This is a genomic window from Paracoccus gahaiensis, from assembly GCF_005048225.1.
Classification (GTDB): Bacteria; Pseudomonadota; Alphaproteobacteria; order Rhodobacterales; family Rhodobacteraceae; genus Paracoccus; species Paracoccus gahaiensis.
The window spans coordinates 1-23,865 of the sequence record NZ_SUNI01000007.1 but is presented as its reverse complement, the minus strand read 5'-3'; the positions used below and the strand labels follow the sequence as shown (position 1 = coordinate 23,865).

The 23,865-nt window shown below is 65.6% G+C and carries 24 protein-coding genes; 7 read left to right on the top strand and 17 right to left on the bottom strand.

Annotated elements, in window-relative coordinates; genetic code table 11:
• The first annotated feature begins 195 nt into the window (after positions 1–195).
• Both FA743_RS09725 and FA743_RS09720 read left to right on the top strand, forming a co-directional pair.
• Positions 196–1,173 carry a TAXI family TRAP transporter solute-binding subunit gene (locus FA743_RS09725; RefSeq protein ID WP_136885918.1) on the top strand — a complete coding sequence of 326 codons (978 nt, stop codon included), beginning with the start codon at positions 196–198 and terminating at the stop codon, positions 1,171–1,173.
• A 114-nt stretch (positions 1,174–1,287) separates the two neighbouring features.
• Positions 1,288–3,465: a TRAP transporter permease gene (locus FA743_RS09720; protein WP_136885917.1), complete on the top strand. Its 2,178-nt coding sequence runs from the start codon at positions 1,288–1,290 to the stop codon at positions 3,463–3,465.
• A gap of 77 nt (positions 3,466–3,542) precedes the next feature.
• Here the strand turns inward: FA743_RS09720 and FA743_RS09715 are convergent, their stop codons facing one another.
• From FA743_RS09715 to FA743_RS09675, 9 genes are all read right to left on the bottom strand, one after another.
• On the bottom strand, positions 3,543–3,734 hold the full coding sequence (locus tag FA743_RS09715) for a hypothetical protein (RefSeq protein ID WP_136885916.1): 192 nt from the start codon (positions 3,732–3,734) through the stop codon (positions 3,543–3,545).
• A 210-nt stretch (positions 3,735–3,944) separates the two neighbouring features.
• A complete protein-coding gene (locus FA743_RS09710) occupies positions 3,945–4,427 on the bottom strand; it encodes a RidA family protein (protein ID WP_136885915.1) in 483 nt (160 codons plus the stop codon).
• 21 nt (positions 4,428–4,448) lie between these two features.
• Positions 4,449–4,865: a c-type cytochrome gene (locus tag FA743_RS09705; protein WP_246054913.1), complete on the bottom strand. Its 417-nt coding sequence runs from the start codon at positions 4,863–4,865 to the stop codon at positions 4,449–4,451.
• Between the two features lie 10 nt (positions 4,866–4,875).
• Positions 4,876–6,459 carry a flavin monoamine oxidase family protein gene (locus FA743_RS09700; protein ID WP_136885914.1) on the bottom strand — a complete coding sequence of 528 codons (1,584 nt, stop codon included), beginning with the start codon at positions 6,457–6,459 and terminating at the stop codon, positions 4,876–4,878.
• A 194-nt stretch (positions 6,460–6,653) separates the two neighbouring features.
• Positions 6,654–7,841 carry a PQQ-dependent sugar dehydrogenase gene (locus tag FA743_RS09695; protein WP_136885913.1) on the bottom strand — a complete coding sequence of 396 codons (1,188 nt, stop codon included), beginning with the start codon at positions 7,839–7,841 and terminating at the stop codon, positions 6,654–6,656.
• A gap of 114 nt (positions 7,842–7,955) precedes the next feature.
• Positions 7,956–9,437 carry a fused MFS/spermidine synthase gene (locus FA743_RS09690; RefSeq protein WP_169308835.1) on the bottom strand — a complete coding sequence of 494 codons (1,482 nt, stop codon included), beginning with the start codon at positions 9,435–9,437 and terminating at the stop codon, positions 7,956–7,958.
• Between the two features lie 450 nt (positions 9,438–9,887).
• Positions 9,888–10,079: a hypothetical protein gene (locus FA743_RS09685; RefSeq protein WP_135817974.1), complete on the bottom strand. Its 192-nt coding sequence runs from the start codon at positions 10,077–10,079 to the stop codon at positions 9,888–9,890.
• Positions 10,080–10,090: 11 nt separating this feature from the next.
• Positions 10,091–10,441: a hypothetical protein gene (locus FA743_RS09680; protein ID WP_136885912.1), complete on the bottom strand. Its 351-nt coding sequence runs from the start codon at positions 10,439–10,441 to the stop codon at positions 10,091–10,093.
• A 135-nt stretch (positions 10,442–10,576) separates the two neighbouring features.
• Positions 10,577–10,837, bottom strand: a complete 261-nt coding sequence (locus tag FA743_RS09675) for a hypothetical protein (RefSeq protein WP_135817976.1) — start codon at positions 10,835–10,837, stop codon at positions 10,577–10,579.
• Positions 10,838–10,919: 82 nt separating this feature from the next.
• Between FA743_RS09675 and FA743_RS09670 the strand changes: the two genes are divergently transcribed.
• Positions 10,920–11,267: a hypothetical protein gene (locus FA743_RS09670; protein WP_135817977.1), complete on the top strand. Its 348-nt coding sequence runs from the start codon at positions 10,920–10,922 to the stop codon at positions 11,265–11,267.
• A 626-nt stretch (positions 11,268–11,893) separates the two neighbouring features.
• On the opposite strand, the gene FA743_RS09665 is transcribed toward FA743_RS09670, so the two are convergent.
• Positions 11,894–12,238 carry a hypothetical protein gene (locus FA743_RS09665; RefSeq protein ID WP_136885911.1) on the bottom strand — a complete coding sequence of 115 codons (345 nt, stop codon included), beginning with the start codon at positions 12,236–12,238 and terminating at the stop codon, positions 11,894–11,896.
• Between the two features lie 774 nt (positions 12,239–13,012).
• Between FA743_RS09665 and FA743_RS09660 the strand changes: the two genes are divergently transcribed.
• On the top strand, positions 13,013–13,219 hold the full coding sequence (locus FA743_RS09660) for a hypothetical protein (protein WP_136885910.1): 207 nt from the start codon (positions 13,013–13,015) through the stop codon (positions 13,217–13,219).
• A gap of 888 nt (positions 13,220–14,107) precedes the next feature.
• On the opposite strand, the gene FA743_RS09655 is transcribed toward FA743_RS09660, so the two are convergent.
• The 3 genes from FA743_RS09655 to FA743_RS09645 all read right to left on the bottom strand — a co-directional run bounded on the left by FA743_RS09655 (position 14,108) and on the right by FA743_RS09645 (position 16,188).
• Positions 14,108–14,401, bottom strand: a complete 294-nt coding sequence (locus FA743_RS09655; RefSeq protein ID WP_136885909.1) for a hypothetical protein — start codon at positions 14,399–14,401, stop codon at positions 14,108–14,110.
• A gap of 63 nt (positions 14,402–14,464) precedes the next feature.
• A complete protein-coding gene (locus FA743_RS09650; RefSeq protein ID WP_136885908.1) occupies positions 14,465–14,959 on the bottom strand; it encodes a hypothetical protein in 495 nt (164 codons plus the stop codon).
• Positions 14,960–14,997: 38 nt separating this feature from the next.
• On the bottom strand, positions 14,998–16,188 hold the full coding sequence (locus tag FA743_RS09645; protein ID WP_169308834.1) for a hypothetical protein: 1,191 nt from the start codon (positions 16,186–16,188) through the stop codon (positions 14,998–15,000).
• A gap of 325 nt (positions 16,189–16,513) precedes the next feature.
• On the opposite strand from FA743_RS09645, the gene FA743_RS09640 reads away from it, so the two are divergent.
• A complete protein-coding gene (locus FA743_RS09640; protein WP_136885906.1) occupies positions 16,514–16,798 on the top strand; it encodes a helix-turn-helix domain-containing protein in 285 nt (94 codons plus the stop codon).
• Between the two features lie 29 nt (positions 16,799–16,827).
• Here the strand turns inward: FA743_RS09640 and FA743_RS09635 are convergent, their stop codons facing one another.
• The 4 genes from FA743_RS09635 to FA743_RS09620 all read right to left on the bottom strand — a co-directional run bounded on the left by FA743_RS09635 (position 16,828) and on the right by FA743_RS09620 (position 21,220).
• Positions 16,828–17,070 (bottom strand): hypothetical protein, encoded by a 243-nt coding sequence (locus FA743_RS09635; RefSeq protein ID WP_136885905.1) that lies wholly within the window; start codon positions 17,068–17,070, stop codon positions 16,828–16,830.
• Complete coding sequence (locus FA743_RS09630; RefSeq protein ID WP_136885904.1) at positions 17,063–19,387, bottom strand: AAA family ATPase; 2,325 nt, start codon at positions 19,385–19,387, stop codon at positions 17,063–17,065. Before FA743_RS09630 ends, FA743_RS09635 begins: the two co-directional genes overlap by 8 nt.
• Before the next feature lie 92 nt (positions 19,388–19,479).
• On the bottom strand, positions 19,480–20,544 hold the full coding sequence (locus FA743_RS20290) for a hypothetical protein (RefSeq protein WP_169308833.1): 1,065 nt from the start codon (positions 20,542–20,544) through the stop codon (positions 19,480–19,482).
• Positions 20,545–20,695: 151 nt separating this feature from the next.
• Positions 20,696–21,220, bottom strand: coding sequence for a hypothetical protein (locus FA743_RS09620; RefSeq protein ID WP_136885903.1), 525 nt, complete (start codon positions 21,218–21,220; stop codon positions 20,696–20,698).
• A gap of 364 nt (positions 21,221–21,584) precedes the next feature.
• On the opposite strand from FA743_RS09620, the gene FA743_RS09615 reads away from it, so the two are divergent.
• On the top strand, positions 21,585–21,884 hold the full coding sequence (locus FA743_RS09615; protein ID WP_136885902.1) for a helix-turn-helix transcriptional regulator: 300 nt from the start codon (positions 21,585–21,587) through the stop codon (positions 21,882–21,884).
• A 310-nt stretch (positions 21,885–22,194) separates the two neighbouring features.
• Positions 22,195–23,742: an RNA-directed DNA polymerase gene (locus FA743_RS09610; protein ID WP_211242231.1), complete on the top strand. Its 1,548-nt coding sequence runs from the start codon at positions 22,195–22,197 to the stop codon at positions 23,740–23,742.
• The last annotated feature ends 123 nt before the right edge of the window (positions 23,743–23,865 follow it).

Sequence of the window (23,865 nt, the reverse complement as noted above, 5' to 3'; positions counted from 1 at the left end):
GCGGAAATCCACCCATCCTGTCGCGCCGATGTTACCGAATCCACCCATTCACCCGTCCGCTCCGCGAATTTCTGTCGCGTCAGCTGCATGGCGGCATTGCGCGACGCGCATGGCCGCGCCTAAGCACGACGCACGTCATCCGGCAGCCCGGGTTTTCGAACCCTGCGGCACCGGCACAAATCTGGGAGGATTTCGATGCGTTTCCTGACCGTCGCCACCGTCGCGGCCGCCACCGCCTTCACCCTGACCCCCGCCCTTGCGCAAGAGGATCGCGCCGACTGGCCGTCCAGCCTGACCATCGGCACCGCCAGCCAGGGCGGCACCTATTTCATCTACGGCACCGGCCTTGCCGGCCTGATCAACCAGAACCTGGGCGTGAACGCCTCGGCCGAGGTCACCGGCGGCCCGGTGCAGAACGCCACCCTGGTCGAGACCGGCGACCATCAGGTGGGCCTGGTCACCATGGGCCCCGCCTACGAGGCCTGGACCGGCAACAGCGAACTGGCGCCGGGCGTCGAGCATGCATCGCTGCGCGCGCTCTTCCCGATGTACCAGACCCCGTTCGAGGCGGTGGCGCTGCAATCCTCGGGCATCGAGGACGTGACCGGCATGGATGGCAAGCGCGTCTCGGTCGGCCCGGCGGGCGGCACGGCGGCGACCTACTGGCCGCGCTTCTTCGAGACCCTGGGGATCGAGGCGACGATCAGCTATTCGGGCGCCAATGACGCGACCGGTCAGGTCAAGGACGGGTTGATCGACGCCTTCGCCTTCGCGGCGGGCGTGCCGATCTCGGCCTTCGCGCAGATCGCGGCGGAGAACCCCGTCAACATCTTCGGCTTCACCGAGGAACAGCGGACCCAGATCCTGGAGGCCATGCCCGAAGTGGCCGCCTTCGAGGTGCCGGGCGGCATGTATCAGGGCTTCCCGGACGGCCACGGCACCGTCGCCATGTGGAACTTTGCGGTCGCGCATCAGGACATGCCCGAAAGCCTCGCCTACGAGATCACCAAGATGGTGATGGAGAACAACGAGGCGATGATGACCATCCACGCCACCTCGGCCGAGACCATCCCGGAGAACGCCGACAAGAACACCTTCCTGCCCTACCATCCCGGCGCGCTGCGCTATTTCGACGAGGCGGGCATCGAGATCCCCGCCGACCTGCGCGGCTGATCCGCGATCCCCGGGGGCCCCGCGCGGCCCCCGGACCCTCGTCCCCTGTCCCCTCACGGTCGACCCGGGCGCCTGTCCTTCGGCAGCGCCAGCCCCGCCGACGGAGATTTCCCCATGTCTGTTGATGCTGCATCCGCGGCAGGCACCGGCCCCGTCCTGGCGCAAGGCGTCGACGACGAACCGATGGCCTCCAACCAGCGCGATCCCCGCGCCCGCACCGGGCTGCTGATCGCGGTCCTCTGCGCCGCCTACACCATCTTCCACCTGGTGGTCATGGTCCTTTATCCGCTGGAAACCTGGGCCTATCGGATGATCCACCTCTGCGGGGGTCTGGTGATCGGCTTCCTGACCTATTCGGCGCTCAGCCAGACCAGCGATGCCCCCGCCGAGAAGCGGCGCGGCCCGGCCGAGCTGGCGCTGCTGGGGGTGGCCGCGATCGGCATCGGCTACGGCTTCGTCATCATCGCCTATGCCTGGGGCGCTTGGTGGCTGGCGGGGGTGGCGCTGCCGCCGGCCTTCGGGTTCCGCACCTACGGCTTGCCGTTGGTCATCGGCACGGTGGCCGCCATCGTCGCCGCCTGGCGCCATTCGTCGCGCGACCGGGGGCGGATCTATCCGGCCGACCTGCTCTTGTGCCTCTCGGCCATCGCGGTGCTGGGATACATCCTGTTCGTGGTGGGCGCGCTCAGGATGCGGGCCGGCACGGGCATGGCGCAGCCGGGCGACCTGTGGGCCGCGCTGACCGGCATCCTGCTGATCCTGGAGCTGACGCGCCGCCTGACGGGTCTGGCGCTGGTGGTGATCGTCGGCGTCTTCATCGCCTACAGCTTCCTGGGGCCCTGGCTGCCGGGGTTCCTGAACCATCGCGGCTATACCGCCACGCGGTTCTTCACCTACATCTTCACCGACCAGGGCGTGCTGGGCGATCCGATCGCGGTCAGCTCGACCTATATCATCCTTTTCATCGTCTTTGCGGCCTTCCTGCAGGCGTCCAAGGTGGGCGATTACTTCGTCAACTTCGCCTTTGCCTGCGCCGGCCAGGCGCGGGGCGGACCGGCCAAGGTGGCGGTCTTCGCCAGCGGCCTGATGGGCATGATCAACGGCACCTCGGCGGGCAATGTCGTCTCCACCGGGTCGCTGACCATCCCGCTGATGAAGAAGGTGGGCTATTCGCCCAAATCCTCGGCCGCGATCGAGGCCACGGCCTCGTCGGGCGGGCAGATCCTGCCGCCGATCATGGGCGCGGGCGCCTTCATCATGGCCGAGGTGACGGGCATCCCCTATACCGACATCGTCGTGGCCGCGATCATCCCGGCGCTTCTGTACTTCGTGTCGGTCTATTTCATGGTCGACCTGCAGGCGCTCAAGCTGGACATGAAGGGCCTGCCCCGGTCAGAGCTGCCGCGCTTTGGCGACCTGATCAAGCAGGTCTACCTATTCCTGCCGATCATCATCCTGATCTATACGCTCTTCGCGGGCTATTCGGTGATCCGGGCAGGCGCGATGGGCATGGTCTCGGCGATGATGGTCAGCTGGCTGACGCCGCATCGCATGGGCCCCAAGCGCATCTTCCAGGCGCTGGAGATGGGCGCCAAGATGTCCATCCAGCTGGTCGCCGTCTGCGCGGCGGCGGGCATCATCGTGGGCGTCATCGCCCTGACCGGCGTGGGCGCGCGCTTCTCGTCGCTGCTGCTGACCATCGCGGACCAGAACCAGTATCTGGCGATGTTCTTCGCGATGTGCATCTCGATCATCCTCGGCATGGGCATGCCCACCACGGCGGCCTATGCGGTGGCGGCGGCGGTCGTGGCCCCGGGGCTGATCTCGCTTGGCGTGCCCGTGCTGGTTGCGCATTTCTTCGTCTTCTACTATGCGGTGATGTCGGCCATCACGCCGCCGGTGGCGCTGGCCGCCTATGCGGGGGCGGCGCTGTCGGGGTCGGACCCGATGAAGACCAGCGTCGAGGCCTTCAAGCTGGGCCTGGCCGCCTTCATCGTGCCCTTCATGTTCTTCGGCTCGCACGAGCTGCTGATGCAGGGCGAGACGCTGGACATCATCCACGCCACCGCGACGGCGCTACTGGGCATGTTCCTGCTGTCGGCGGGGGTGATCGGCTACTTCTTCGGCCATGCCGGCGCGGTGATGCGGATCGTGCTGATCGGCGCGGCGCTGTCGATGATCTCGGTGGGCTGGGTCAGCGATGTGATCGGCCTGTCGGTCGCCGTGGGGCTGTATCTGTGGCAGCGCAGGATGGTGACGCCCGCCACCCTGTCGCGCGGCCGCGCCGACTAGAAGACCGCACGCATTGCACAATGACAGAAGGGCGGACCGCAAGGTCCGCCCTTTTCGTCATCACCGTCCGGGACATGTCAATGCAGGGCCAGAAGCACCCCGAGGCACAGGGCCATGCCGGTGGCGATCAGGGCGGGCAGGGTCCGGTCGGACCGCTCGGCCTGCGCCTCGTCGGCCTGGGCGCGGTCGGTCTGGATATGGGCGGTCCGGCCCTGCGGGGCGGCGGCCTGGGTGCGGCGAAGATAGGCTTCGGTATGGATGTCGAACATTCTTTCCTCCGGTCCTGGGACAGCCAGGGCCGGCGTCGGGCCGGTCCTGAGGCTGCTGTCCCGACTCAAGCTGTAACACGGGGGCGCAGTTCCTGGCACCGCCGATATGTCGCAGCAAAAGGAGCAAATGCCCCGGTCGGACCGGATATCAAATCGGACCGGATCGGAAGACGGATCGGCCCGGCGCGGGCTGCGCCGGACCGGGGCGCGTCAGGGCCGGACGGCGGTCACTTCCAGCTCCACCAGCCAGGCGGGGTTCACCAGCGCCTCGACCACCATGGCCGAGCGGACGGGCAGGTTCGGCTGGTCCTCGGTGCCGAAGAACTGGCGATAGCCGTCCATGAAGCCGTCGAAATCGACCGCCTCTCCCTCGGGCGCGACCAGGAAGGCCTGCATCTTGATGATGTCGCCCACCTCCATGTCCAGGGCCTCCAGCTGCGCCTGGATGCGGGTCATGACGCTGACGGTCTGCTCCTCGGTATTGCCGAAGGCCTCGACGCTGCCGGGCTCGGCGTCTTCGTTGATGACGGCGGGGACTGTGCCGCTGAGATAGACGGTGGTCATGCCCGCCGGCACCTCGACCGCCTGCAGGATCGGGAAATCCGAATCCGGGATCGGATGGCGGGTCAGCTCCTGCGCGGCGGCGGGCAGGGCCAGGGCGGTCAGGGCCAGGGCGGCCAGGGTCGTCTTCATGTGATGTCCTTTCATCGAAATTCAGCGGGCGGCGGCGACGCTGTCGGGCGTCGCCGGGTCCTCGGCATAGTCGTTGCCGAAGGAGGTGCGGATATAGTTGACCACATCGGCCACCTGGGTGTCGTCCAGAACGCCGCCCAGGGGGGGCATCGCCTTCTGGCCCTGCAGGATCAGATAGATCGGATAGTCGGCGGTCATCAGGTTCTCGTTGTCGGCCAGCGCCGGATAGTCGCCGGCACCGACAGCGCCTTCGCCATCCGGCATGTGGCAGGCGGCGCAGATCGCCTCGTAGACCTGCTGCCCGCCGCTCTGGGTCAGGCGGGACGGGTCCTCGAACCAGCCGCCGCGGTCGATCATCACGACCTCGCCCGCCTCCTGCGCGGCGGCGGGAAGCGTCAGGGCGGCGAAGGCGGCCGTCAGCATAAAGATGCGGTTCATCAGGGCCTCCTCAGGCTTCGGTGACGGTGGCGTGCAGGCGTTCGACGGCGTCCAGCGCCGACAGGATCGCCCCCTCCATCCAGGCGGGCAGATACGAGATATGCTCGCCCGCCATCAGCGTGCGGCCATCCATCACGGTGGCGTCCATGTAATCGGCCTCGCGGTCGGCCCAGATGCCGTAGCAGCCCAGAACCCAGGGCACCTTGTGCCAGCCGACCGAGACGCCCGACAGGAACTCGTCGCGATATTGCGGATGGATCTGGCTGCCATAATCCAGCACCGCCTCGATCCGGTCGGCGGGGGGCAGCGCGTTGAACTGATAGGACCCGGCCCCCCAGCTATAGGCTGCCAGCAGCACCCCCGGCCCGTCGCTGAAGTAATCCGTGGAGGGATACGAGATCAGCGAGATCGGCAGGTTCGTGTAGCTGATCCCGCCATAGATATGCTCGTCCTGCTCCCAGAAGCGGCGCTTGAACTCCAGCCCGCATTTGAAGGACGAGGCATAGTACATGCTGTCGATGATGCCCGACATGCGCCCCGAGAAGTCATGGTCGATCTGGCCCAGGATCGAGAAGGGGATCGTGCAGATGCAGTAATCCGCCGTCTCGGTCTGCTCGTCCCCGCCGCCCGAGGGCACCCAGGTCGCGGTGACGCTGTCGCCCTCGTGGCGGATGCGCGTGACCTTGGCGTCGAAGGTGATCAGGTCGCCCACCTCGCGTTCGAAGGCCTGCGCGATCTGGTCCATGCCGCCGACCGGCTGGAAGATCGTCGACTGCATGTGCAGGTTGTCGCCCGCCGTCAGGTTGCGCCACAGGTTCGACTGCAGGATGACCGACAGGGGATGCACCTCGGACGGTTCGGGCTTGCCGGTGGTGCCGCCGCCCTCGGGCACGGCCCATCCGCGATAGGCCGAGGATTCCTCGCCCGTGACATAGGCCATGTCGTCGTTCAGCGCGCCATAGCGCTTCAGCGCATCCATCAGCAGCTGCGCGTCACCTTCCGTCACGTCGGCATCCAGCGCCTGCTGGTCCACGACCTTGGCCAGCAGTTCCGCGACATGGCCTCGGAAGTCGGTCGAGATCTCCTTGAAGCGCTGCGGCTGGCCGTCGAAGGCGTCGGAATTGTGCAGATAGGCGTTGTAATTGACCTGGATGAAGGGCTCCAGCTTGACGCCGAAGCGCTTGCAGTAATCCAGCACCGCGTAATGATCCGAGGGGATGCGCCAGGGCCCGGGGTTCAGGTAGTTGCCTTCGGCGAAGGTCACGTCCTGCGTGTCGCCGCCCAGCTCGGTATAGCTGTCGCCGCCCCGCAGGGTCCAGCAGCGGCCCCCGGCCTTCTCGCGATATTCCAGCACCGTCACCTGATAGCCGGCGGCGCGCAGTTCGTAGGCCGCCGTCATGCCCGCCAGACCGGCACCCAGGACCAGGACGCGCGTGCCCTGCGCATCGCCCTGCAGATCCAGCCGCCCGGCAAAATTGGATGTCTGCGCCAGGCCCATCGTGCTCATGGCGCCATACATCGCGCCCGCGCCGGCCACCGCCCCGATCATCGACAGCAGCGACCGCCGCGAGACTCCTTGGGAATTGAATGTCATGTCTGTCCCTTCGATCCTGTCGGCCGGGCCCCTTGGGGGCGCCGGCCTTGCAAGGGAAGGGATCGGGGGATTGACCCGGAAGGTAAACGAACCGAACGGTGCAGATCATGCAAAAACCCGGTCTGCGGGTTTTGGGGGCAAGTGCCCGGCAGTGCTGGCCAATCGCCGGGCAGGGCGCGGACGGCGGGGTCCGGTCAGTTTGCCGGTGTCAGCCGCACCATTGCGCCTTGGGGCGTCTCGGTCAGGATCATGATGGATCCGTCCTCTGCCACGTCCACGTCGCGGATGCGCCCCTCGCCCTGCAGATAGCGCGCCTCGCCGGTCACCCGCGTGCCGTCCAGCGTCAGGCGCACCAGCGCCTGACCGGCCAGTGCGCCGATCAGCACGTCGCCGCGCCAGCCCGGAAACATCGCGCCGTCATAGAAGGCCATGCCGCTTGGCGCGATGATCGGGTCCCAGTAATACAGCGGCTGCTCCATCCCCGGGCGCGCGGTCTCGCCCTGACCGATGGCGCCGCCGCGATATTCGCGGCCATAGCTGATGATCGGCCAGCCGTAATTGCGCCCCGATTGCGGGCGGTTCAGCTCGTCCCCGCCGCGCGGGCCATGCTCGACCGTCCACAGCGCGCCATCCGGGCCCGTTGCCGCCGACTGGATGTTGCGATGGCCCCAGGACCAGATCTCGGGCTGGCCGTTCGGGATGCGGGGGTTGCCTTGGGCTGCCCCGCCCCCCGGCGCGATGCGCAGCACCTTGCCGAAATGCGTCGTCACATCCTGCGCCAGAACCCGGGCCTGCGGCTGCGACCGCTCTCCGGTGGTGACGAACAGCGCGCCGCGCCCGTCAAAGACCAGCCGCGCCCCGAAATGGCTGGTCGAGGACCAGGCGGGCTGCTGGCGGAAGATCACCTGCGCGTCGCCCATCGTGGTCCCGTCCGGCGACAGCACCCCCGTCGCGACCGAGGTCGCGCTGCGCCCGCCGCCAAGCGGTTCGGCATAGCTCCACCACACCCGGCGGGTCTGCGCGAAGGTCGGCGCCACGGCCACGTCCAGCAGCCCGCCCTGTCCGCGCGCATCGACCGTCGGCAGGCCCGCGATGGGGGCCGAGGCGCCACCGGGGCCGATGATCCGCATCCGCCCCGGCTTTTCGGTGACCAGCCAGCTGCCATCGGGCAGCTGGTCCATGCCCCAGGGCTGATCGAGGCCGGTGGCCACCACCTGACGGCCGAGCTGTACCCCCTGATCCAGGATCGGCGCACGGGTCTGCCCGGCAAAGGCGGGGCTCTGCCCGGGCGCATTGGGGGCGGCGGCGTTGAAGGTCTGGGCGGCAAGGGGGCCGGCCCCGGCCAGCGACAGCATCAGGCAAAGGCGATGGGCAAGGCGCATCGGGGCGGATCCTTCCTCGGGTCGGGCGTCGATCCTGTCAGGGTAGGTCCGGGCGGCCCCCCGGTCCATTCAAGTGACCGAGAGGGGGTCCCGCACCGGCAGGGAGGCCGCAGCCTAACGATGCCCGACCCAGCCCCGATCATCGGTGAAGGCACGGCCCGGTCCGATCCGCACCGCGCCATAGCCCTCGGGCAGGGCGTCGAGGTCCGGCAGCGGCTGGTCCGAGGCCGCCAGCAGAAGATTGGCCCGGCCCCGGGGGCTGACCGGCCCCTGCACGGCCTCGACATGAGGATAGAGCTCGCCCAGGATCGCATGGATGCCGCGCACCAGCGGGCCATCAGGGGCGTCGATCAAATTCACATAGACGGGGCCGTCGACCATCTCGCGCAGCCGGGCGTAGGTCTCGCGCGTGGCCAGATGCGCCGGGACCGAGCCCGAGGAGAACGCATCCATCACCACCGCATCGAACCGGTGGTCGGTCTGGTTCAGAAAGACCCGCCCATCCGCATGGACGATGCCAAGGCGATCCTCGCCGCCTTCGGGGCCTGCGTCGACGCCCGCCTCAAAGCCGACTTGCGCGATCGTGGCGCCCGCCCAGGGCAGGTGATCCCGCACCACCCGGGTGATCAGCGGGTCGATCTCGACCGCGACGGCCTCGGCCTCGGGGCGCGAAGCCAGAAGCATGGTGGGCAGGGTGTAGCCGCCGCCGCCGATGAACAGCACCTTTGGGTCCGTCCCCAGATCGCGGTCCATGCGCGCCCAGATCCATTGCGTATAGGGCATGACCAGCCGTTCGGCGGGCGCGGCATCCTCGGCCAGGCTGCGCTCGGCCGCCTGCTGGACGCGATCGGACAGAAGATAGACCGCGCTGCCCTGACGCTGCACGTCGATGCAGGACAGGCCGGATTCATAGCGGCAGAGCGGCCCGCTGGCCGTGGTGGCCAGGACCACCAGCCCCCCCGCCGCGACCGACAGGACCACCCCCGGCTTGCGGGCGAGGGTGCCGATCCCGGTGCCGCCGGTCCCGCCCCGGATCAGCGGCACGCAGAGCAGCACCGCCAGGGCGCAGCCCGCGAAGGTCGCGACCGACCCCGCCAGCGGCAGCGCCACGAAGCCCGCCAGGATCGCCCCCACGATGGCGCCGACCGAGCCCGCCGCCAGAACCAGGCCAAGCGAGGACCCCTCGCGCCCGGGCCGCGCCTCGACCGCCAGCTTGGCGAGGTAAGGCGAGGGGAAGCTGACCAGCACCGAGGCGGGAAAGAAGGCCACGACCACGGCCAGCAGCATCCCGCCCGTCTCGCGCGCGCCCAGGGCATAGATCAGGCCCAGCACGGCCGGCGACAGGGCCATCAGGACCGCCGTCGCGACCAGCGCCAGACGCACCGACCGGACCGCCGCCGCCCGCTCACGCTCGGCGATCAGCCCGCCAAGCGCGCTGCCAAGCGAGAACCCCGCCAGGATCGTCGCGATGACCGAGGTCCAGGTCACCAGCGAGGTGCCGAAGAAGGGCGCCAGCACGCGGCCGGCGGCGATCTCGTAGGTCAGACCGACGGCGGAGAGCAGAAGGATCAGGGTGATCGTGGTCCAGAACCGCATGGGGATGTCCTTGGTCGTCGCGGGGTCAGGGCGAGGCCTGCCATGAATCGCCGCGCAAGGCCATGCCGCGACGGGTGTCCGGGGCCGGGGCGATCTCCGCCGGGGCGCTGGCCATGATGGCCCACGATCCGCTTCACAGCGCAGAGAGGATCCGTATCCCATACGGGGAAGTTTTTATTCCGGATCAACGCTTTGCGAAAGATTGGCTGGGGCGGTAGGATTCGAACTGACTTTCGAAGTCAATTGAAATCTCACGCGCTTTTCCACACACCGTGCAAGGTTCCGCGCTTTGGGTGACATTATCTATACTCTACTGTGGTGTCTGACGATCGCGAACACAAGACCGTAAATCCTGCGCTGTGTGAGACGCCTTTCGGCTGCTGCACAATTTCACGACAGATCCTTCGGTCATAACCCTGGATGCCTCGGTGCTCGGTGTTCCATGATGGTTCACTGGCGCAATGATAGATCTTCGTCCGCCTGATGTTCAGGGTCGACGGGATCAAAGCGCCTCCCATCGTGTTGCCACATTTGATCGCCGACCCGGACGATCATCAGCGACCCGAGTTCGTCGGCAGTGAAGCGAAGCCCCGTGAGGGGTTCTCCGAAAGCGTCAGCCTGATGATGCGCCGCGCGGATCATGTCGGCCCGGGTCAGTCGTCGGACGCCCCGGCCATCGGGTGCCCGAGGAGGTCGAGGACCCTGCTGTTCTGTGCCTCCAGCCGTCCAAGCCGCTCCAAGATGGACTGATCCCGAGACGATCGGTCGAGCGCCTCCTGACGACGCAGTGCGGCGATCAGATGCTCGGTTGCGGCCGTGAAGCTGGCCTCGATCTTCTGCACCGCGATGAGGTGATCCCGGATCACGTCCGAAATTGCCGGCTGATCCCGGTCCCGGAGCAGATCGGCCAGGAGGTTGTTGAAGGTCTTCAACTGCGCGATGAGGTCGTTGATCTGCTCCATCGAGGCTGGGGTGCCGGTGTTGGGCGCGGTCGTATCTGTCATTGGTCTCCTCCAAGGTGGCGATTAGAGCTGAAATTTCGGGTAGAGCGGCGGTAGCATGGACCTCAAGGCTTGTGGCGATCGCCATAACCATGCGGTTCCTCCGGATGCGGGCCATGGTCCGTTGGAATATCGGTCTCAGCTGTTCGACGAGCCGAGTGAGCTGAGAATTCCCAAGGCAATCCGCAGGTCCCGGATCTCCCGGTCCGCCCGGGTGATGTGCTTCCGAAGATTCCGGTTCTGCTCGTCCAGGACGGTAAGCCTGTCCTCCAAACGGGTCTGTGCCACCTTCAACTGTTGGATGCTCTGCCGGTGCAATGTCAGTGCCGAAGCTATCCGGCTCATGCGGCGACGGAACGGGGAGAGCACCGCCGTCGTGTAGGGGTATTCTGTCGTCATGGGGATTACCTTTATCAGGGTGGCATGCAGGCAAGATTACGCGCGGGATATCAGCCAGATCCATAAGTGGGTCAGGCCCGGGATGGCCCTCCTTCTGCGCGCGTTCGTTCGCGTATCTGTTCCGGTATCTGATAAACCTCGCCTCGGCGGTCCGCAGTCGGATCTCTCGTTTGATCTTCATCGGACCATTCCGGTCACGGAGGTCTCTGATGTCCTGTTCGGATCGGAACGCGTCGGTGAAGCAGAAGCCTTTCACCCGTATGGGTTTCCTTTCGGCGATCGGATTGATCGTTACGGCGGTCGGTGTCAGGTGATCGATCTCGAAGCCGGCCACAGCCAGATCAGGGATGAGCTGCTCGATGAGGTCGACGCGATTATGCACCAAGCCGCGTTCGGCGGCCGCGACCCCCTGCTCAATCAGGTGGAATAGGGCATGTCCATCCAAGCGCTCGCGGAGGGCGCCGGAATGTTCCTTGTGTATCCAGTCCGGAAACTTGAAGAGCTGCGTGCGCAGCGGGTCGTTTGGGTCGAAGAGCGAAAAGCGGTCAATTAGGACTTCTTGCAGTGCGACACGAAACGCGGTGTAGATTTCCCTAGGCGGGAAAGGGGTGAAGCTTTTGAGCCGTGCCCGCCCATCGATGACGGCGCGCGGCAAAAGAAAATTGATTTCGAGCCGCCCTGTATTGACATGCGTATTGACGAAGGTGGGGGGACGGCAAGGTCCCGGTATTCCTGCATAGCTCGCGTCTAGGATCGTCGCGATGAAGTGACCGGCCTCCCTGCGCCATCCGCCTGCGCTGAACGCGCGAGCATCGACTTCATCTGCGGCAAAACTTGCCGTCATGGACAAATATTTTGGCTTGAAGGGGAGCGACGTCAAAAATGTCCCTACGGTCTGGGCGTCGCCGAAAAGCGTTTCAGGCACAGGGTCCCGCACCACGTCATGGTCGCGCTGGCCGATGGTCTTCGTGACCGTGGTCCCGACTAAATAGCGTATTGCCTTAGCAGGACTACTTTTCTCACACGCCCCGGAGTATTTCGACGCGGTGATTATCATTATGACTCAATCAGACGTGTCACGATTGAATGGACTTTGAGAAGCAACTCGAAATCATTGTCCTGCACGCTGTCGATCTGAGCAACCAAATGCGTTATTTGAGTGACCGCGCTAATCAAGGCAGCGAGAGCCACACCTTTTGCTGGATGAATATCCGACGTCCTTCCTTTGCCATGATGGAGCCATACAAGATAGTCACCTGTCGATCGGCCATTGGCTTTTGCACTGACCAGAATGGACGACCAATCCGTGTCTGTCATTCGCGGTGTCCGCTCTTTTTTTATCGGACCCTTGATACGCTTTGACTTCTTGCTATGGCCGATTTTGTCGCTGTCTCTAGTCATGGATTTCCTCTCCTAGTCGTGGCCGGATCAATGCAGACTATTTCGGCGACACTGGAGTCAAATAGATTCCAAGAATGCGCGAGAAAAAAACCAAAAATTGACCTTTTTAAGGATTGGAGGAGTGGTTCGAGACTTTTTAATTATTTTTAATTGTTTTTGGAAATAGCATTGATAAATGACAGCAGCTAATCAGAATTGTTCTGGATGCAGAAAGCGAATCATGACACCGATAATCATCAGCGGCAGCACTGTCCAAGAACTGTTGGTTACACTCGAAGTGTCTTTATCGAGAGGGTGTCTGGGCGTTCCCTTCGCTTTCGAAAGGCTGGACATGCTGATGCTGTCCAAGGTTGTTACCCCGGTAATCCCCCCCACACTCGTGAGAACTGGACCGTTTGGAACTTGAGTTTTCGGCTAATCTTTCTTGGAGGGAGGGAGGGAGGGAGGGGAGGGGAGGGGAGCTGAGAGTGATGATGGCATTTCGAGTTGAGGAAGCACGAGACAGGCGTGTGTCCTTAAGCAGGGCATGGTGAACGCTTGGTGACGATTACGCCCGGCATGTCCAACGACACCGACTAGATCACCGCCAATACCTCGAATGCCTATACCGCCGAACGTCTCGCCGAGTTCGGAGCGCTGGACCACGATCTGGTCTTTGATCGTGGTGCGTTCAATTGCGTCAAGGCGCAGTATCCGCATGATTAGGTCACCTTGCATGTGTAGCTGCGGCCAGATTGTGCCTGCCGATCAGCTTGCGTCGGTCAGGAGACGGTCATGCGCGCCCGCACCGAACGCCACGGCCAGAACCACCCGTCATCGTCGGCGCTGATCGCGCTCAGCGCGCTGTTCGTGATCATCGGATTAGTGCTGCCGGGCGCGCGTCGCCACAACCTTCAGGAGTTGGTTCCCGACAGCCGGTCCCCCCGCCTGGCTCTGCCGGGCATGAACGACCTGGCGCTGATGCTGGCCGGCGGGCAGTAGGGGATCACCGTTTTGGGTGCGGTGACAAGGTCCGCGCTGGACGCCTGGATGGGATCGGTGCTGGTCTCGGCCGGTCTGGGGGCTGTCGGTCTGCCAATTTGGAACGCGGGCTCGATCGTCTTCGCGCTTTCCTTGTTTGTGATGACTATCCTGCATCTGGTTGTCGGATAGATGGCATCAAATTCCTGGGCCATTGCCCACCCCGACAACTCGGCGATGACGGTCGGTGTCCTTTTGCGGACCTAGATCTGAACGCTGCGGCCGTTGCTGTCCTAGGTGAACCTGCTTTCCAAACTGTCTAGTCAAGGCCAGCGGCGTCGAGCCCGTGGAAAAGAGCGCGGTAGGTGAAGCGCAGATCGGTAGCTGGAAAGCGGCGGATTGCTCTGATCAAATGTCTTGCTTGAGACGTCATTACGAACTCGTGATGCTGCTCGACACAGCGCCGCAGCGTCGGTCTTAAGGAGAGAGCTAACGTTAGTTTTTAGCCATGACGATTTTTTACGACCGGTTCTGACGTGTTATTTTGGTGATCGTCCTCTTGCCCGGATTTCGTGTGTGGATACTTGCTGTGCGGCCACAGTCTAACGGCACAGCAAGTTTCCACAACTACGGGGGGGAGCATAAAAAAGGCGAAAGGATCGGGGTTCCGTGGTCATCTTTCCGGTTTTGAATACATGGTGTCGGCGTTTTCAAATTTTTGCTAATAAATAAGGGGTTTGCTGGTGTGGGAGATTTATCTGAGCCTATCGTCCTGAAGAAACACGATGTGCCGGTATGATCCAAGGATAGGAGAGCCGAGAGGGCATGGGGTCAGTTATTCCCGCTTCCTATTGGTTGCAGCACGCTTGGATGCCCGCTGGATATCCAAGCGTGCTGTCACCCCTTCCTTCATCCATCGCAGCGCGACACGCCACGATAGCTTCCTTCGCGTTCGGTTAGATCGAGGCAGAGGCCGCGGGCCTCGATCTCCTCGCGGAGCCGCTTACCCTGAAGGCACGCGGCGGAGCGGTCGAGCGTGTCGCGGCCCGCGTCGAAGCAGGTCTCGACGGTCTCGTCCCACCGGTCGATCAGGCGGCGGTCTGTGGAACTGAGGGACCCGCTGGCGGAGAGGAGCAGGACTGCGGCGAGGGCGGGGACGGCCAGGGCGGCGGCAATGAGCAGGGGGCGGGCAGGCAGGGTCATGGGTTCGGTCCTTCGGGAATGAGGGCCCGGCGGCGCGGCGTGCGCCGCTCGGGCGGGGCGCGCTCAGCGCCGGGTCAGCGCGTCGAGATTGGCATGGACCATCATGGGGGTGGCGGCGTAGCCCAGGGCGCGCGCGGCGGCGAAGGGGTCGTCGGAGATCTCCGCGCCCGGGTGGCAGGCGTGGAGATAGATTGCGGCTACCAGCGTGGTGGCACCGGCGGGGGTGACCAGGTCGAGGCCCTGGTAGGCGCCGTCGGCCAAGCGGTAGGCCGGGCGGTCCATGGCGCAGAAGACCTGCACCGGGGCGGGCGCCTCCCAGTCCAGCGTAGCGGGGTCGGGGTCGGCGCGGTCCGAAACGGCGCTCCGGAGTGCGACGAGGACCAGCGCGCCCGGCACGGCCGCGCTGCCAGTGCCGATCACGCTGCGCGAGACCTGGTCGTAGTGCAGGCACTCGCCCATGTGGCAGCGGCCGAGGTAGGGCTTGGCCAGCACGGGGCCGGGCAGGGCGAGGACAGTGGGCAGGGCCAGCGCGGCGGCGAGGAACGGGGACGTCTTCATGCGGGATTTCCTTCGGTGGGGTAGGGTGAGGGTCGGGGTCATTCAGTGCAGGAGGCGGGATCGCCGAGACACTGGCGCAGGGTGGCGGGTGTGTCGGGATCAAGGTCCTCGGCCAGCCGTCCGGGCGTCACGGTGATGCCCGTCAGGCGCCATGCATCGTTGCCGGTCTCGCCGCTCAATGTGTCGGTCTCAGGTGCCTGCAGCCGACCGGTCAGCGTCAGGGGCGCCCCGTCGGTGCCGATCTGCAGGGTCAGGTCGTGCCGCGGCTTTGAGAAGAGGCCGCCGCGGGCGTCCAAGGTGGCGTCCAGCCCCCATTCGCAGGCGAGGATGCGCAGCGCTACCGTCTCGCCGCCGCCGAGGTCGATCTGAGCGGCCTGCAGTGCTTCCGGCGCCTCGGCAGCCTCGAAGAGGCGCTGGCAGCGGATCTCGGTCCGCCGCGCCTCGAAGGTGGCCCGCGCCTGGCGGCACTGACCGAGGAGCGGCGCCGTCCAGTGCTGGCCCTGCTCATAAACTGCGCAGTCGGGCAACGCATCGCGGTCGTCGCGGGCCGGATCCAGCGCAGCGATGCGTGCGTCCAGCGCACGGGTCTCCGCGGCGATGACCGCCTCGCGCCGGGTCGCCATCGCGGCGCGGGCCTCAGTCAGGGTGGCGCGCAGCGGCGACAGCGCCTCGGCGGCGTCACTGCGGCTCATCCAGGCCTCGATCCGGGGCGCCAGCGCATAGCCGTCGGTGGCGAGGAGCCCGTCCAGCGTCTCCGGGGCGGCCTCGAGGGCGGCGAGGTCGCGGGCGATCAGCGTCTCAACCGCCGCGCGCAGAGCGACGGCCACGCGGGCCTCGCAGGCCGACAGCGCGGCCTCGGCCAGCGGTGCCCCGACCCGCGCGCGGGTCCCGGCGATCCGCGCCCGGCAATGCGCCAGGATCATCTCGGGATCGGCGAGCGCCTCCACTCCTTGCGCCAGTTCCGCGCCGAGCGCCTCCGCGGCCGTGCCGACCAGCGGTTCGGTCAGCGTGCCGGTCAGCTCGGCCGCCTCTGCCCGCGTCAGGCCCGCAGCTGGCGGCAGCGCCGGGGCGTCGATTGGGGTGGGCGCCGCCGGGACGGGTGCGGGCAGGGCGGGTGCCGGGAGCGTGCAGACGGCGGCCAGCGCGGTGCCGAGCAGCAGGGCGGGCAGGCGGAGGCGGGTCGGTGTCGGGAACATCGGTGTCGGGCGGGTCGGTGTCAGGTGGATCATGGCGGGCCTCGGGGCGCAGCAGGGAACGGGCGCCACGCGACGGGCCGCGCGGCGGGAAGGGATCGGCGGGTCGATCGACAGGGCGACCGAGGAGGACGGATGGGAGGGCCGCGCGCGGGCCGTGGACCTCAGGCTCCGGCGGGGCTGCGGGATGCGGGCGAGGCGCGCGGTTCGGCGCGAAGGTACGCCGGGCTGATGCAGGCTGGTCTCATGGGTCTTTCTTGCATGCGTGCGGACGGGTCCTGGACATCCTATTCACAGAAAACTTCCGAATCCATAGTATACTTCTTTGTGCGACTCGGGTTCTTGCGGGCCTAGGATCGGAATGACCGATCATCCCGACCCTCTGCTCACCGCCTTCGCCGCCGTCCTGCGCCGTCACCGCCGGGCTGCGGGGTTCACGCAGGAGGGCCTCGCCCACGAGGTGGGCCTCAGCCCGCGCTACATCTCGCTGCTCGAGACCTGCCGTCATCAGCCCACCCTGGGCACGATGGCCGACATCGCCGACGTCCTGGGCCTGCCCCTGGCGCGGATGATCGCCGAGGCGGAGGCTGGAGTGGAGGACGACCAAGTGGTCGGCGATGCTTCCGGTCAGGCTGCCAAGGACTGAGGCTGGCGTTCCTGCCGCGTGGCTTTCCATCACCGGATATCCTTCGGTGACGCGGCGACCTGTGCCCGCGCCGTTTCCACATGCCCGACCACCAGGTCGAGCCGGTCGAGGGCCAGGAGCGCGCCACGGGTGAGCGGCGGCGCCTTGGGACCGGGCACGGCTTCGGCGGCCCAGAAGACCAGCCCGAGAAGGTCGCGCAGGACTGCGGCCTCGTCCAGCGCATCGACCAGGGCGCGCCGCAGCAGGGCAGGATCGGGGACCGGCTCAGACATCGGCTGATCCTTCCGTGCCGGGGGGCGGCGGCACAGAGCGGGCCGATCCGCCATCCCCGGCCGCATGCGGCGTGTCGCCACCCGACGGCATCCGCGTCCCGGCTGTCGGTGCCGTCGGCACCGGTGACGCGTTCCCACCATTGGCCTGCTGGGCCTCGTCCGCCGTGATGGCCACCGCAGTCATCGGGTCCTCGAACGGATCGCCATCGATCACCCGTTCCGCCTCCAGGCGGGCCGCCAGCGCGTCGAGGAGCGGCTGGCTCTCCTTCAGAAGCACCGTGGCGCGGCCATGGCCACGCTGGAGATGCGCTTCGACGCGGTCGCGCAGATGCGGGTCGGTCGCCAGCCGCGCCATCGGATTGGCGTGCCAGGTGAGGCCCCCGCCGAGGCCCCAGGACAGCTCCAGCTGCAGCGCGAGGCCCGTCGCCAGCGCCAGGTCGCTGCCGGCATTGCCACCGGCGCCGGTGCCGGGGGCGCCGAGGACCAGCGCCTCGGCCGCGCGACCGGCCATCCGGCAGGTGATGCGCGCCTCCAGCCCCGCGCGGGTCGGGGTGCCCGCCTGCTCCTCGATGGCGACGAGGCCACCCGTGGCGCCGATCCGCGCCGCGGTGATGCGGCCGGCGAGAACCCCGGCCTGACGCAGGCGGTGGAAGGCCACCGCATGGCCCGCCTCGTGAACCGCCATGCGGCGCATCAGGCCCGGCTCCTCGGGGCCGAGACCAAGGGCACCGGTAATGTCGACGGCGGTGATCCCGCGTCCGGCGGCACGGGCAAGGCTGCGGGCCTCGCGCATGGCGGCGTCGATCTCGGCCGGGCTTTGGCCGATGGCGCGGCGGGACAGATCGTCCAGCGCCTCGGGGGGCAGCGCGTCGCCCAGCTGCCGGGTGAGGATCGCGTGCAGGCCCGCGCGGCCGGGCAGCGCCAGGGCCAGCGTTCGGTCAAGCCTCCCGGGACGGCGCAGGGCAGCGTCGATGGCGCTCGGGTCGTTGGTCGCGGCCAACACCAGCACCCCCTCTAGACCCAGCACCCCGTCGAGCTGTTCCAGGAGCCCGGCGATGACCTGCGCGCGGTAGGTCGAGCCGTGCCGGTCATCCGAGCCACGGCTGCCGGCGGCGTCCAGCTCGTCCAGGAACAGCACGCAGGGCGCGGCGGCGCGGGCACGCGCGAAGGTGGCCCGCATCTCGCGCAGCAGATCGCCCAAGTGCCCCGCGGCCTGCCAGTCGCCGAGCGAGGCCGCGATCAGCGGCAGCCCCGCCGATCCGGCGATGGCGCGGGCCAGCCAGGTCTTGCCGGTCCCCGGCGCACCATGGATCAGGAGCGAGCGGGTCATCTCGGACCAAGCAACCCGGCCCGCGCGCCAGCCCGCCATGTCGGCCACCAGACGCGCGGCCGCGTCGCGGATCGGTCCGTCCTCGAGGGACAGATCGTCGAGTGTCAGCGCCGCGCCTCTCCGCACGGGTGCACTGGTCGCCAGGCGGCGCAGTTCGGCGGTCCAGGCCGCGGGGTCCGGCGCGCGCAGGGCAAGGTGCCAGGCCTCAGCCTCCAGCCTGCTCAGGGCCGTGTCCGAAGGCAGGTCCGATGGTGGGACAGGAGACGGCACCGCCGCGGGCAGGACACGACCGGCCGAGCGGGGTCCGATCCCGCCGCGCGCCCCGCGGGTGCGGGCTGCGGCACCTGTCGCGCAGGCGGGCGCTCCACGCTCCGCCAGCTCGAGCACCGCCGCCACCGCCGCGCGGTCGGGCGGACCGATATGCAGCAGCGGCGGCAGCAGGCGCGCCATGCGCCGGGGCAGCTGGCTCTCCCCACCAAGGATCAGCAGATGCGGCATGTCCCCGCCCGCCAGCACCCCTTTCCAGAAGGACTGGATCGCCTCCGGGGGCTTGGCCTCCGAGGTGGAGGCGGTCCCGGTCCCCGGGGGCGTCGCCGCGAAGGTCAGGGCGAGCGGGACGCCGGGATGCTCGACAGTGATCAGCGCCTGCATCAGGCGGGCCAGCTCCGGGGCCAGCCCCGCCGGGCGGCAGGCCATGAGCGTGATCGCCCCGGGACGGATCATCCGTGCCAGGTCGGAGGCCTCGGGCAAGGCCCGGCAGAGCATCGCCAGCGCCAGCGCCATAAGCGGGCGCTGCGCAAGGGGTTGGCGGGTCTCGGCAAACGAGATCTCCTCGTCGAGCGGCATCATGGTCTCGAGATCGTCGATCTCGCCGATGCGCCCCTCGACCAGGGCGTCGAAGACGGCATCTGGCATCTCGGGCGGGGGCAGGGGTGCCGCATCGATGCGGCGGGCGGCGGTGTGGAAGCGGGTCAGCCAATCGGACATGGCGGGACCTCCCGTGATCGGGGGAAAGGGAAGGGGCGGCGCAACCGAGCGTGCGCGCGCCCCGCGACGGGTTCAGGAAAAGGAGCCGGGGCTCAGCGGCCGGACGATGCGTCGGTCTCGGGATTCTCGCTTGCCGTCTCGTCCGCCGTGGTCGAGTCGGGCGCCTCCAGCGTCACGGCCAGCGCGTCCAGCCGGGCCTCGATCTCAGCCCGGAGTGCGGGGCGGTAGATCTCGCGGGTGACGTTGAGCATGTCGGCGAACTCCGCCCGCGGGACGACCACTTCCGGAAAGCCCCGGCGCAAATCGCCATGCATCCGCTGCTCGGCCGCGCAGGCCGCGGCCCCGGTGGGCACCACCAGCTCGCGCAGCACCCGCACGCGGGCCTCGGGGGGCAGGCCCAACTGATGGCGATGCCGCTTCTCCGGATGGGCGGAGTAGCCCAGCTTCAGGAAGTGCCGATCCCCATGGCGCAGGTCCAGCAGGTAGATGCGGCTCTCCCGCGCGCTCCAGCCCTGGCCGCAGCCAGGGCAATCGATCTGCCCCCAGAAGAGGTTCGCCCGGGCGATGCGGCGCTCGGCCCTGCAGGCATGGCGGTAGAGATGGTAGTTCGGATTGCGCTCGGGGTCCGGGCCGATCCGCGTCCAGCCGCGCCGCGCTGCGATGGCCGCCTCCTCTGCAGCAAAGCAGGTCTCGCAGCGCAGGCCCGCCGTGCCATCGGCCATGCGGCGGATATAGTCGAACTGGCGGCGCTGGTCGTGCCCGCAGCGGGCGCGGTAGAGCCCGTAGGCGGTCTTCTGCGGGTCACGGCCCAGGTAGGCCAGCGCCGCGCGGGCCGCGGTCTCCGCCCGGCGGGCCTCCAGGCAGGCATGGCAGATCGGCGGGCCCGCCATCAGCGTGAAAATCCGGCAGGCGAAGGCATGCCCGCAGGTCCGGCAGCACAGCGCCAGGTGCAGCCGGTCGATGACCCGGCCGGCGATGTCGAAGCCCTTGGCCTCCGCGGCTGCGATCCAGCCGGGGGAGAGGGGGCCGGGATGGACCGTCAAGGGCGTGCCGTCCACGAGGAGCGTGCCCGGGGCGGCCAGAGCCGAAGGATCGGCGGTCGGGCAGGACGAGATCGTCGCCGGGTCGGATGCGGCGGAACGGGGCTTGCGGGGCATGGATGCCTCCAGATGCTGAGGTGAGAAAAACCCGCCCTCGCGCGACCCGTCCGCGCGAGGGATGTGCAAGACGCGCGCGCGTGCAGCATCGGACCGCCCCGGAAAGGCGGGGTCGCGGCAGGCGGCAGCGCGGGTCAGGAAGGGGGAAGGGTCAGGCTGGCACTGGCTGATTGACCGCGGCCATCTCCGGCTCGATCTCGTGGGGATCGACATGGCAGGGCAGGGAGGCCATCTCCCCGACACGCATGCGCATGCTGCGCAGCATCTGCCGGCAGCGCCAGGCCACGGCACCATGGCCCGGGCAGGCGAAGAGACCGGGCGCCTGGTCGAGGACCTGCCGGGCCTCGCAAAACTCGGCATTCGTGCCGGCCTGCATCAGCAGGTAGCAGATCAGCGCCATATGCCGCAGAGGACGGTCCTCGGGGCGCATCACCGCCGCACACCGGACCCTGTCGATCAAGGCGAGGACGCCGGCACGAGCCGCCTCGGCCTCACAGAGCGACGCGGCAAAGCTCGGGTCCCGGCCGTCGGCCGCGCTGATGTCGCGCTCGGCCTCGACATGGGCCGCAAGCCCCGCCAGAAGCCCCGAGAAGGCGCGCGAGATCGGCGTGTGGGTGAAGTGGCGCGATGCCGGTTCCGTCACGCCAAAAGGCGTGGTAAGGCTGCGATTAGCCATCATCGATCTCCATCTGATCGGTTTCGGTTAGAGCTTGGGTCGGGACGGCAATCCCTGCCTAAGCTCGATATACTGTATATATCGTATATGCCCTTGTCAACATAATCTGGGCCGGTTAGTTCCAACGTATGTCAAAGTCAGTCACATATCCCATAAAGAAGCTGGTCGGGCTGACAGACCGTCAGGTTCAGGAGATTGCAGACTACCGGTTTGAACACCGCATCTCGTCTGAATCGGAAGCGATACGCCAGCTTATCGAGTTGGGTCTGAAGGCGGCCAAGCGAGGTTGCTGATCATCTGTCTTGTTCAAACTGGCGACACTACTACCCGAATGCTGAACGCGTAAAGTTTTGAGACGCAAGTCGTGCGGCATTGGACGGTAGCGGCGCTGGCCTGCGACACTGGCCTATCGCGCTCCGCCTTCTTCGCTCGGTTCGAGCGCGAAGTCGGCCGCACGCCGATGGCCTATTTGACAGGCTGGCGGATGAGCCTTGCCAAGGACCGCCTGCGCCGCCGCGATGGCAGCTTGGCCGAGATCGGTGCGTCCTTGGGTTATAGCTCAGCCAGCGCGTTTAACACAGCACTCGCCCGCGAGATCGGCCAGCCACCGGGGCAGTATGCCTTGGCGACTGCACAGCCGGCGGGGGAGGATGAGCCGGTCTGAGCACGGCCCATTGCCGCCGCTCGGCTCATACAGTGCCGCGCTCTGATGCAGCCACTCGAGCGGGACGCAGCAAGGGACCGAGCAGTCCATTAAGGTCATTTGATCAAGTCGCGAGGCATGGCCAATACAAGGCTCTGAGTAGGACATGCCCGACATGCACAGCCAGCTCGTTACACGCCGCCACACCTTTCCCCAACATCAGCTACGCCGAACTTCCCACCATTTCTGTCAGGCGCAGCCTCCTGAAACGGCATTGAAAAGTCTCGCCGTTCGCGGTTACATTCGATCTGACCATTCAAGGAAAAAATGAGTGTTAAGTGATACTATACGTCGCGCACTGCTGTCAAAAGGCTATTTTCCAAAAGAATTACCGCCGGTTTTCACAACCGGAGACTTCGGCAAACATTCTGCTGACATCGTGGAAACTTGGAAGGCAGGTGAGGTTTTCAAGATCGACGTCAAGTCGCTCGGGAAAACTTCTGATAGAAAGAAGCGCCGTAACGCCTACACCTATAAGCTAAGTAGCGCTGAGGCTGAAGTTATTTCAAAGCCCAAACGAGGGTATGAGCGTAGAAATCTTCACATAACTCATCCGGTTCCACAAGCTTTATTGGTAGATGAAATCTCTAAAAACTGGAAGGCAATTCAGAAATGGCTTTCCAGGCAAGCCTTTTCAATTGATGAGATACTAATTTCTGAGGGTTATCATCGAGGGATCAAAGATATAAATTTTCGAGCGCATCGAGAAAAGTCATTCTATCTCGAAGCAATTTCAGATTGGTTGGTGAAAACCGATATCACAAGATTCTATCCTTCAATTTACACGCACTCCATTCCGTGGGCCGCTTACGGAAAAAATCGCGTAAAACACTCCATGGACTATTACAAAGGTTCCTTTGCTGACCGCATTGATGTCCTGGTTCGCGCGTGCAATAGAAATCAAACAGTCGGTATCCCAATCGGGCCGGAAACCTCTAGAATTATTGCTGAAGTTATATCGTCACGCATAGATATGGACTTCCAAGCTCACCAGCTTGAGCTATCAGAGCATAGTGTTGATAGGCTCCAAGATGACTGGAATGTCGGAACGAAGACTCTCGAACAAGCTGAGGATGTAATTACGTGCATAAGTTTAATTTATAGAACATATGGACTTGAGATAAACGGAAGCAAGACCTCTATTGCACACATTGTTGCGTCCAAACGGAAAAACTGGCTTTCTGAGATTGGTTCTTTTTTGTCTCATCATAGTGGAACCTTGCGCGGGGCAAGGCTCCGCGAATTCATTACAATGAGCTTGCGGCTACAATCAGAACATCAATCTGAACCTGTGATCAGTTATGCTCTGTCAGTCATTGAGCGCGCGGGGATGTCAAACCCAGATATCCGTGAGATTGAGAGCTTCCTTTTGCAAGCAGCCGTCATTTCGCCGGGCTCAATGGACAAGATTTGTCGTCTCATACTGAACATTCAGCACGCAACGGGTGCAATTTCAGCGAAGAGAATCGGGCGGCGTTTCTCGTTCCTAGCGGAAAGAAATCTAGAAAAGGGCCATCAGTTTGAAGTCATTTGGCTTCTTTACACTCTTCGAGGGTTGAAGCGGCCATTCGAAGCAAAAAAACTCTGTAGCCTTTCTGAAGATACACCTTCGAGTGCAATTTCCCTTCTATTGCTTGACATGAAGCAAATGGGAATGGGTATTGGAACGCTCCCGAAAGAAAAGTGGGAGGATCAAATTTCATCGTCTAGCGTGCTTCAAGATTGGTCATGGCTTCTTGCATACGAAGGGTTCAGGAAGGGATGGTTGAACGACAGAAAGGGAATTCTGAAGGAGCCATTCTTCGCGGCTATGGAGTAACCACCCGGTTGTGGCCGCCTGCCTGAGGTGAGGCCTGTGCCTTAACCTGCGTCGTTACTGACGTCATTACCGACGTCATATGCGATGGAGGCTATCATGCGGGACGGGTTGGTGCTTGGGGTT

Coding starts and splice junctions, on each gene's coding strand:
- FA743_RS09690 (WP_169308835.1), bottom strand. CDS start 9,437: ATGCGGTTCTGGACCACGATCACCCTGATCCTTCTGCTCTCCGCCGTC.
- FA743_RS09630 (WP_136885904.1), bottom strand. CDS start 19,387: ATGTCCGATTGGCTGACCCGCTTCCACACCGCCGCCCGCCGCATCGAT.
- FA743_RS09715 (WP_136885916.1), bottom strand. CDS start 3,734: ATGTTCGACATCCATACCGAAGCCTATCTTCGCCGCACCCAGGCCGCC.
- FA743_RS20290 (WP_169308833.1), bottom strand. CDS start 20,544: ATGCCCCGCAAGCCCCGTTCCGCCGCATCCGACCCGGCGACGATCTCG.
- FA743_RS09640 (WP_136885906.1), top strand. CDS start 16,514: ATGACCGATCATCCCGACCCTCTGCTCACCGCCTTCGCCGCCGTCCTG.
- FA743_RS09665 (WP_136885911.1), bottom strand. CDS start 12,238: ATGACTAGAGACAGCGACAAAATCGGCCATAGCAAGAAGTCAAAGCGT.
- FA743_RS09720 (WP_136885917.1), top strand. CDS start 1,288: ATGTCTGTTGATGCTGCATCCGCGGCAGGCACCGGCCCCGTCCTGGCG.
- FA743_RS09725 (WP_136885918.1), top strand. CDS start 196: ATGCGTTTCCTGACCGTCGCCACCGTCGCGGCCGCCACCGCCTTCACC.
- FA743_RS09645 (WP_169308834.1), bottom strand. CDS start 16,188: ATGATCCACCTGACACCGACCCGCCCGACACCGATGTTCCCGACACCG.
- FA743_RS09650 (WP_136885908.1), bottom strand. CDS start 14,959: ATGAAGACGTCCCCGTTCCTCGCCGCCGCGCTGGCCCTGCCCACTGTC.
- FA743_RS09670 (WP_135817977.1), top strand. CDS start 10,920: ATGGCCCTCCTTCTGCGCGCGTTCGTTCGCGTATCTGTTCCGGTATCT.
- FA743_RS09685 (WP_135817974.1), bottom strand. CDS start 10,079: ATGATCCGCGCGGCGCATCATCAGGCTGACGCTTTCGGAGAACCCCTC.
- FA743_RS09660 (WP_136885910.1), top strand. CDS start 13,013: ATGCGCGCCCGCACCGAACGCCACGGCCAGAACCACCCGTCATCGTCG.
- FA743_RS09680 (WP_136885912.1), bottom strand. CDS start 10,441: ATGACAGATACGACCGCGCCCAACACCGGCACCCCAGCCTCGATGGAG.
- FA743_RS09635 (WP_136885905.1), bottom strand. CDS start 17,070: ATGTCTGAGCCGGTCCCCGATCCTGCCCTGCTGCGGCGCGCCCTGGTC.
- FA743_RS09695 (WP_136885913.1), bottom strand. CDS start 7,841: ATGCGCCTTGCCCATCGCCTTTGCCTGATGCTGTCGCTGGCCGGGGCC.
- FA743_RS09655 (WP_136885909.1), bottom strand. CDS start 14,401: ATGACCCTGCCTGCCCGCCCCCTGCTCATTGCCGCCGCCCTGGCCGTC.
- FA743_RS09705 (WP_246054913.1), bottom strand. CDS start 4,865: ATGAACCGCATCTTTATGCTGACGGCCGCCTTCGCCGCCCTGACGCTT.
- FA743_RS09710 (WP_136885915.1), bottom strand. CDS start 4,427: ATGAAGACGACCCTGGCCGCCCTGGCCCTGACCGCCCTGGCCCTGCCC.
- FA743_RS09675 (WP_135817976.1), bottom strand. CDS start 10,837: ATGACGACAGAATACCCCTACACGACGGCGGTGCTCTCCCCGTTCCGT.
- FA743_RS09700 (WP_136885914.1), bottom strand. CDS start 6,459: ATGACATTCAATTCCCAAGGAGTCTCGCGGCGGTCGCTGCTGTCGATG.
- FA743_RS09620 (WP_136885903.1), bottom strand. CDS start 21,220: ATGGCTAATCGCAGCCTTACCACGCCTTTTGGCGTGACGGAACCGGCA.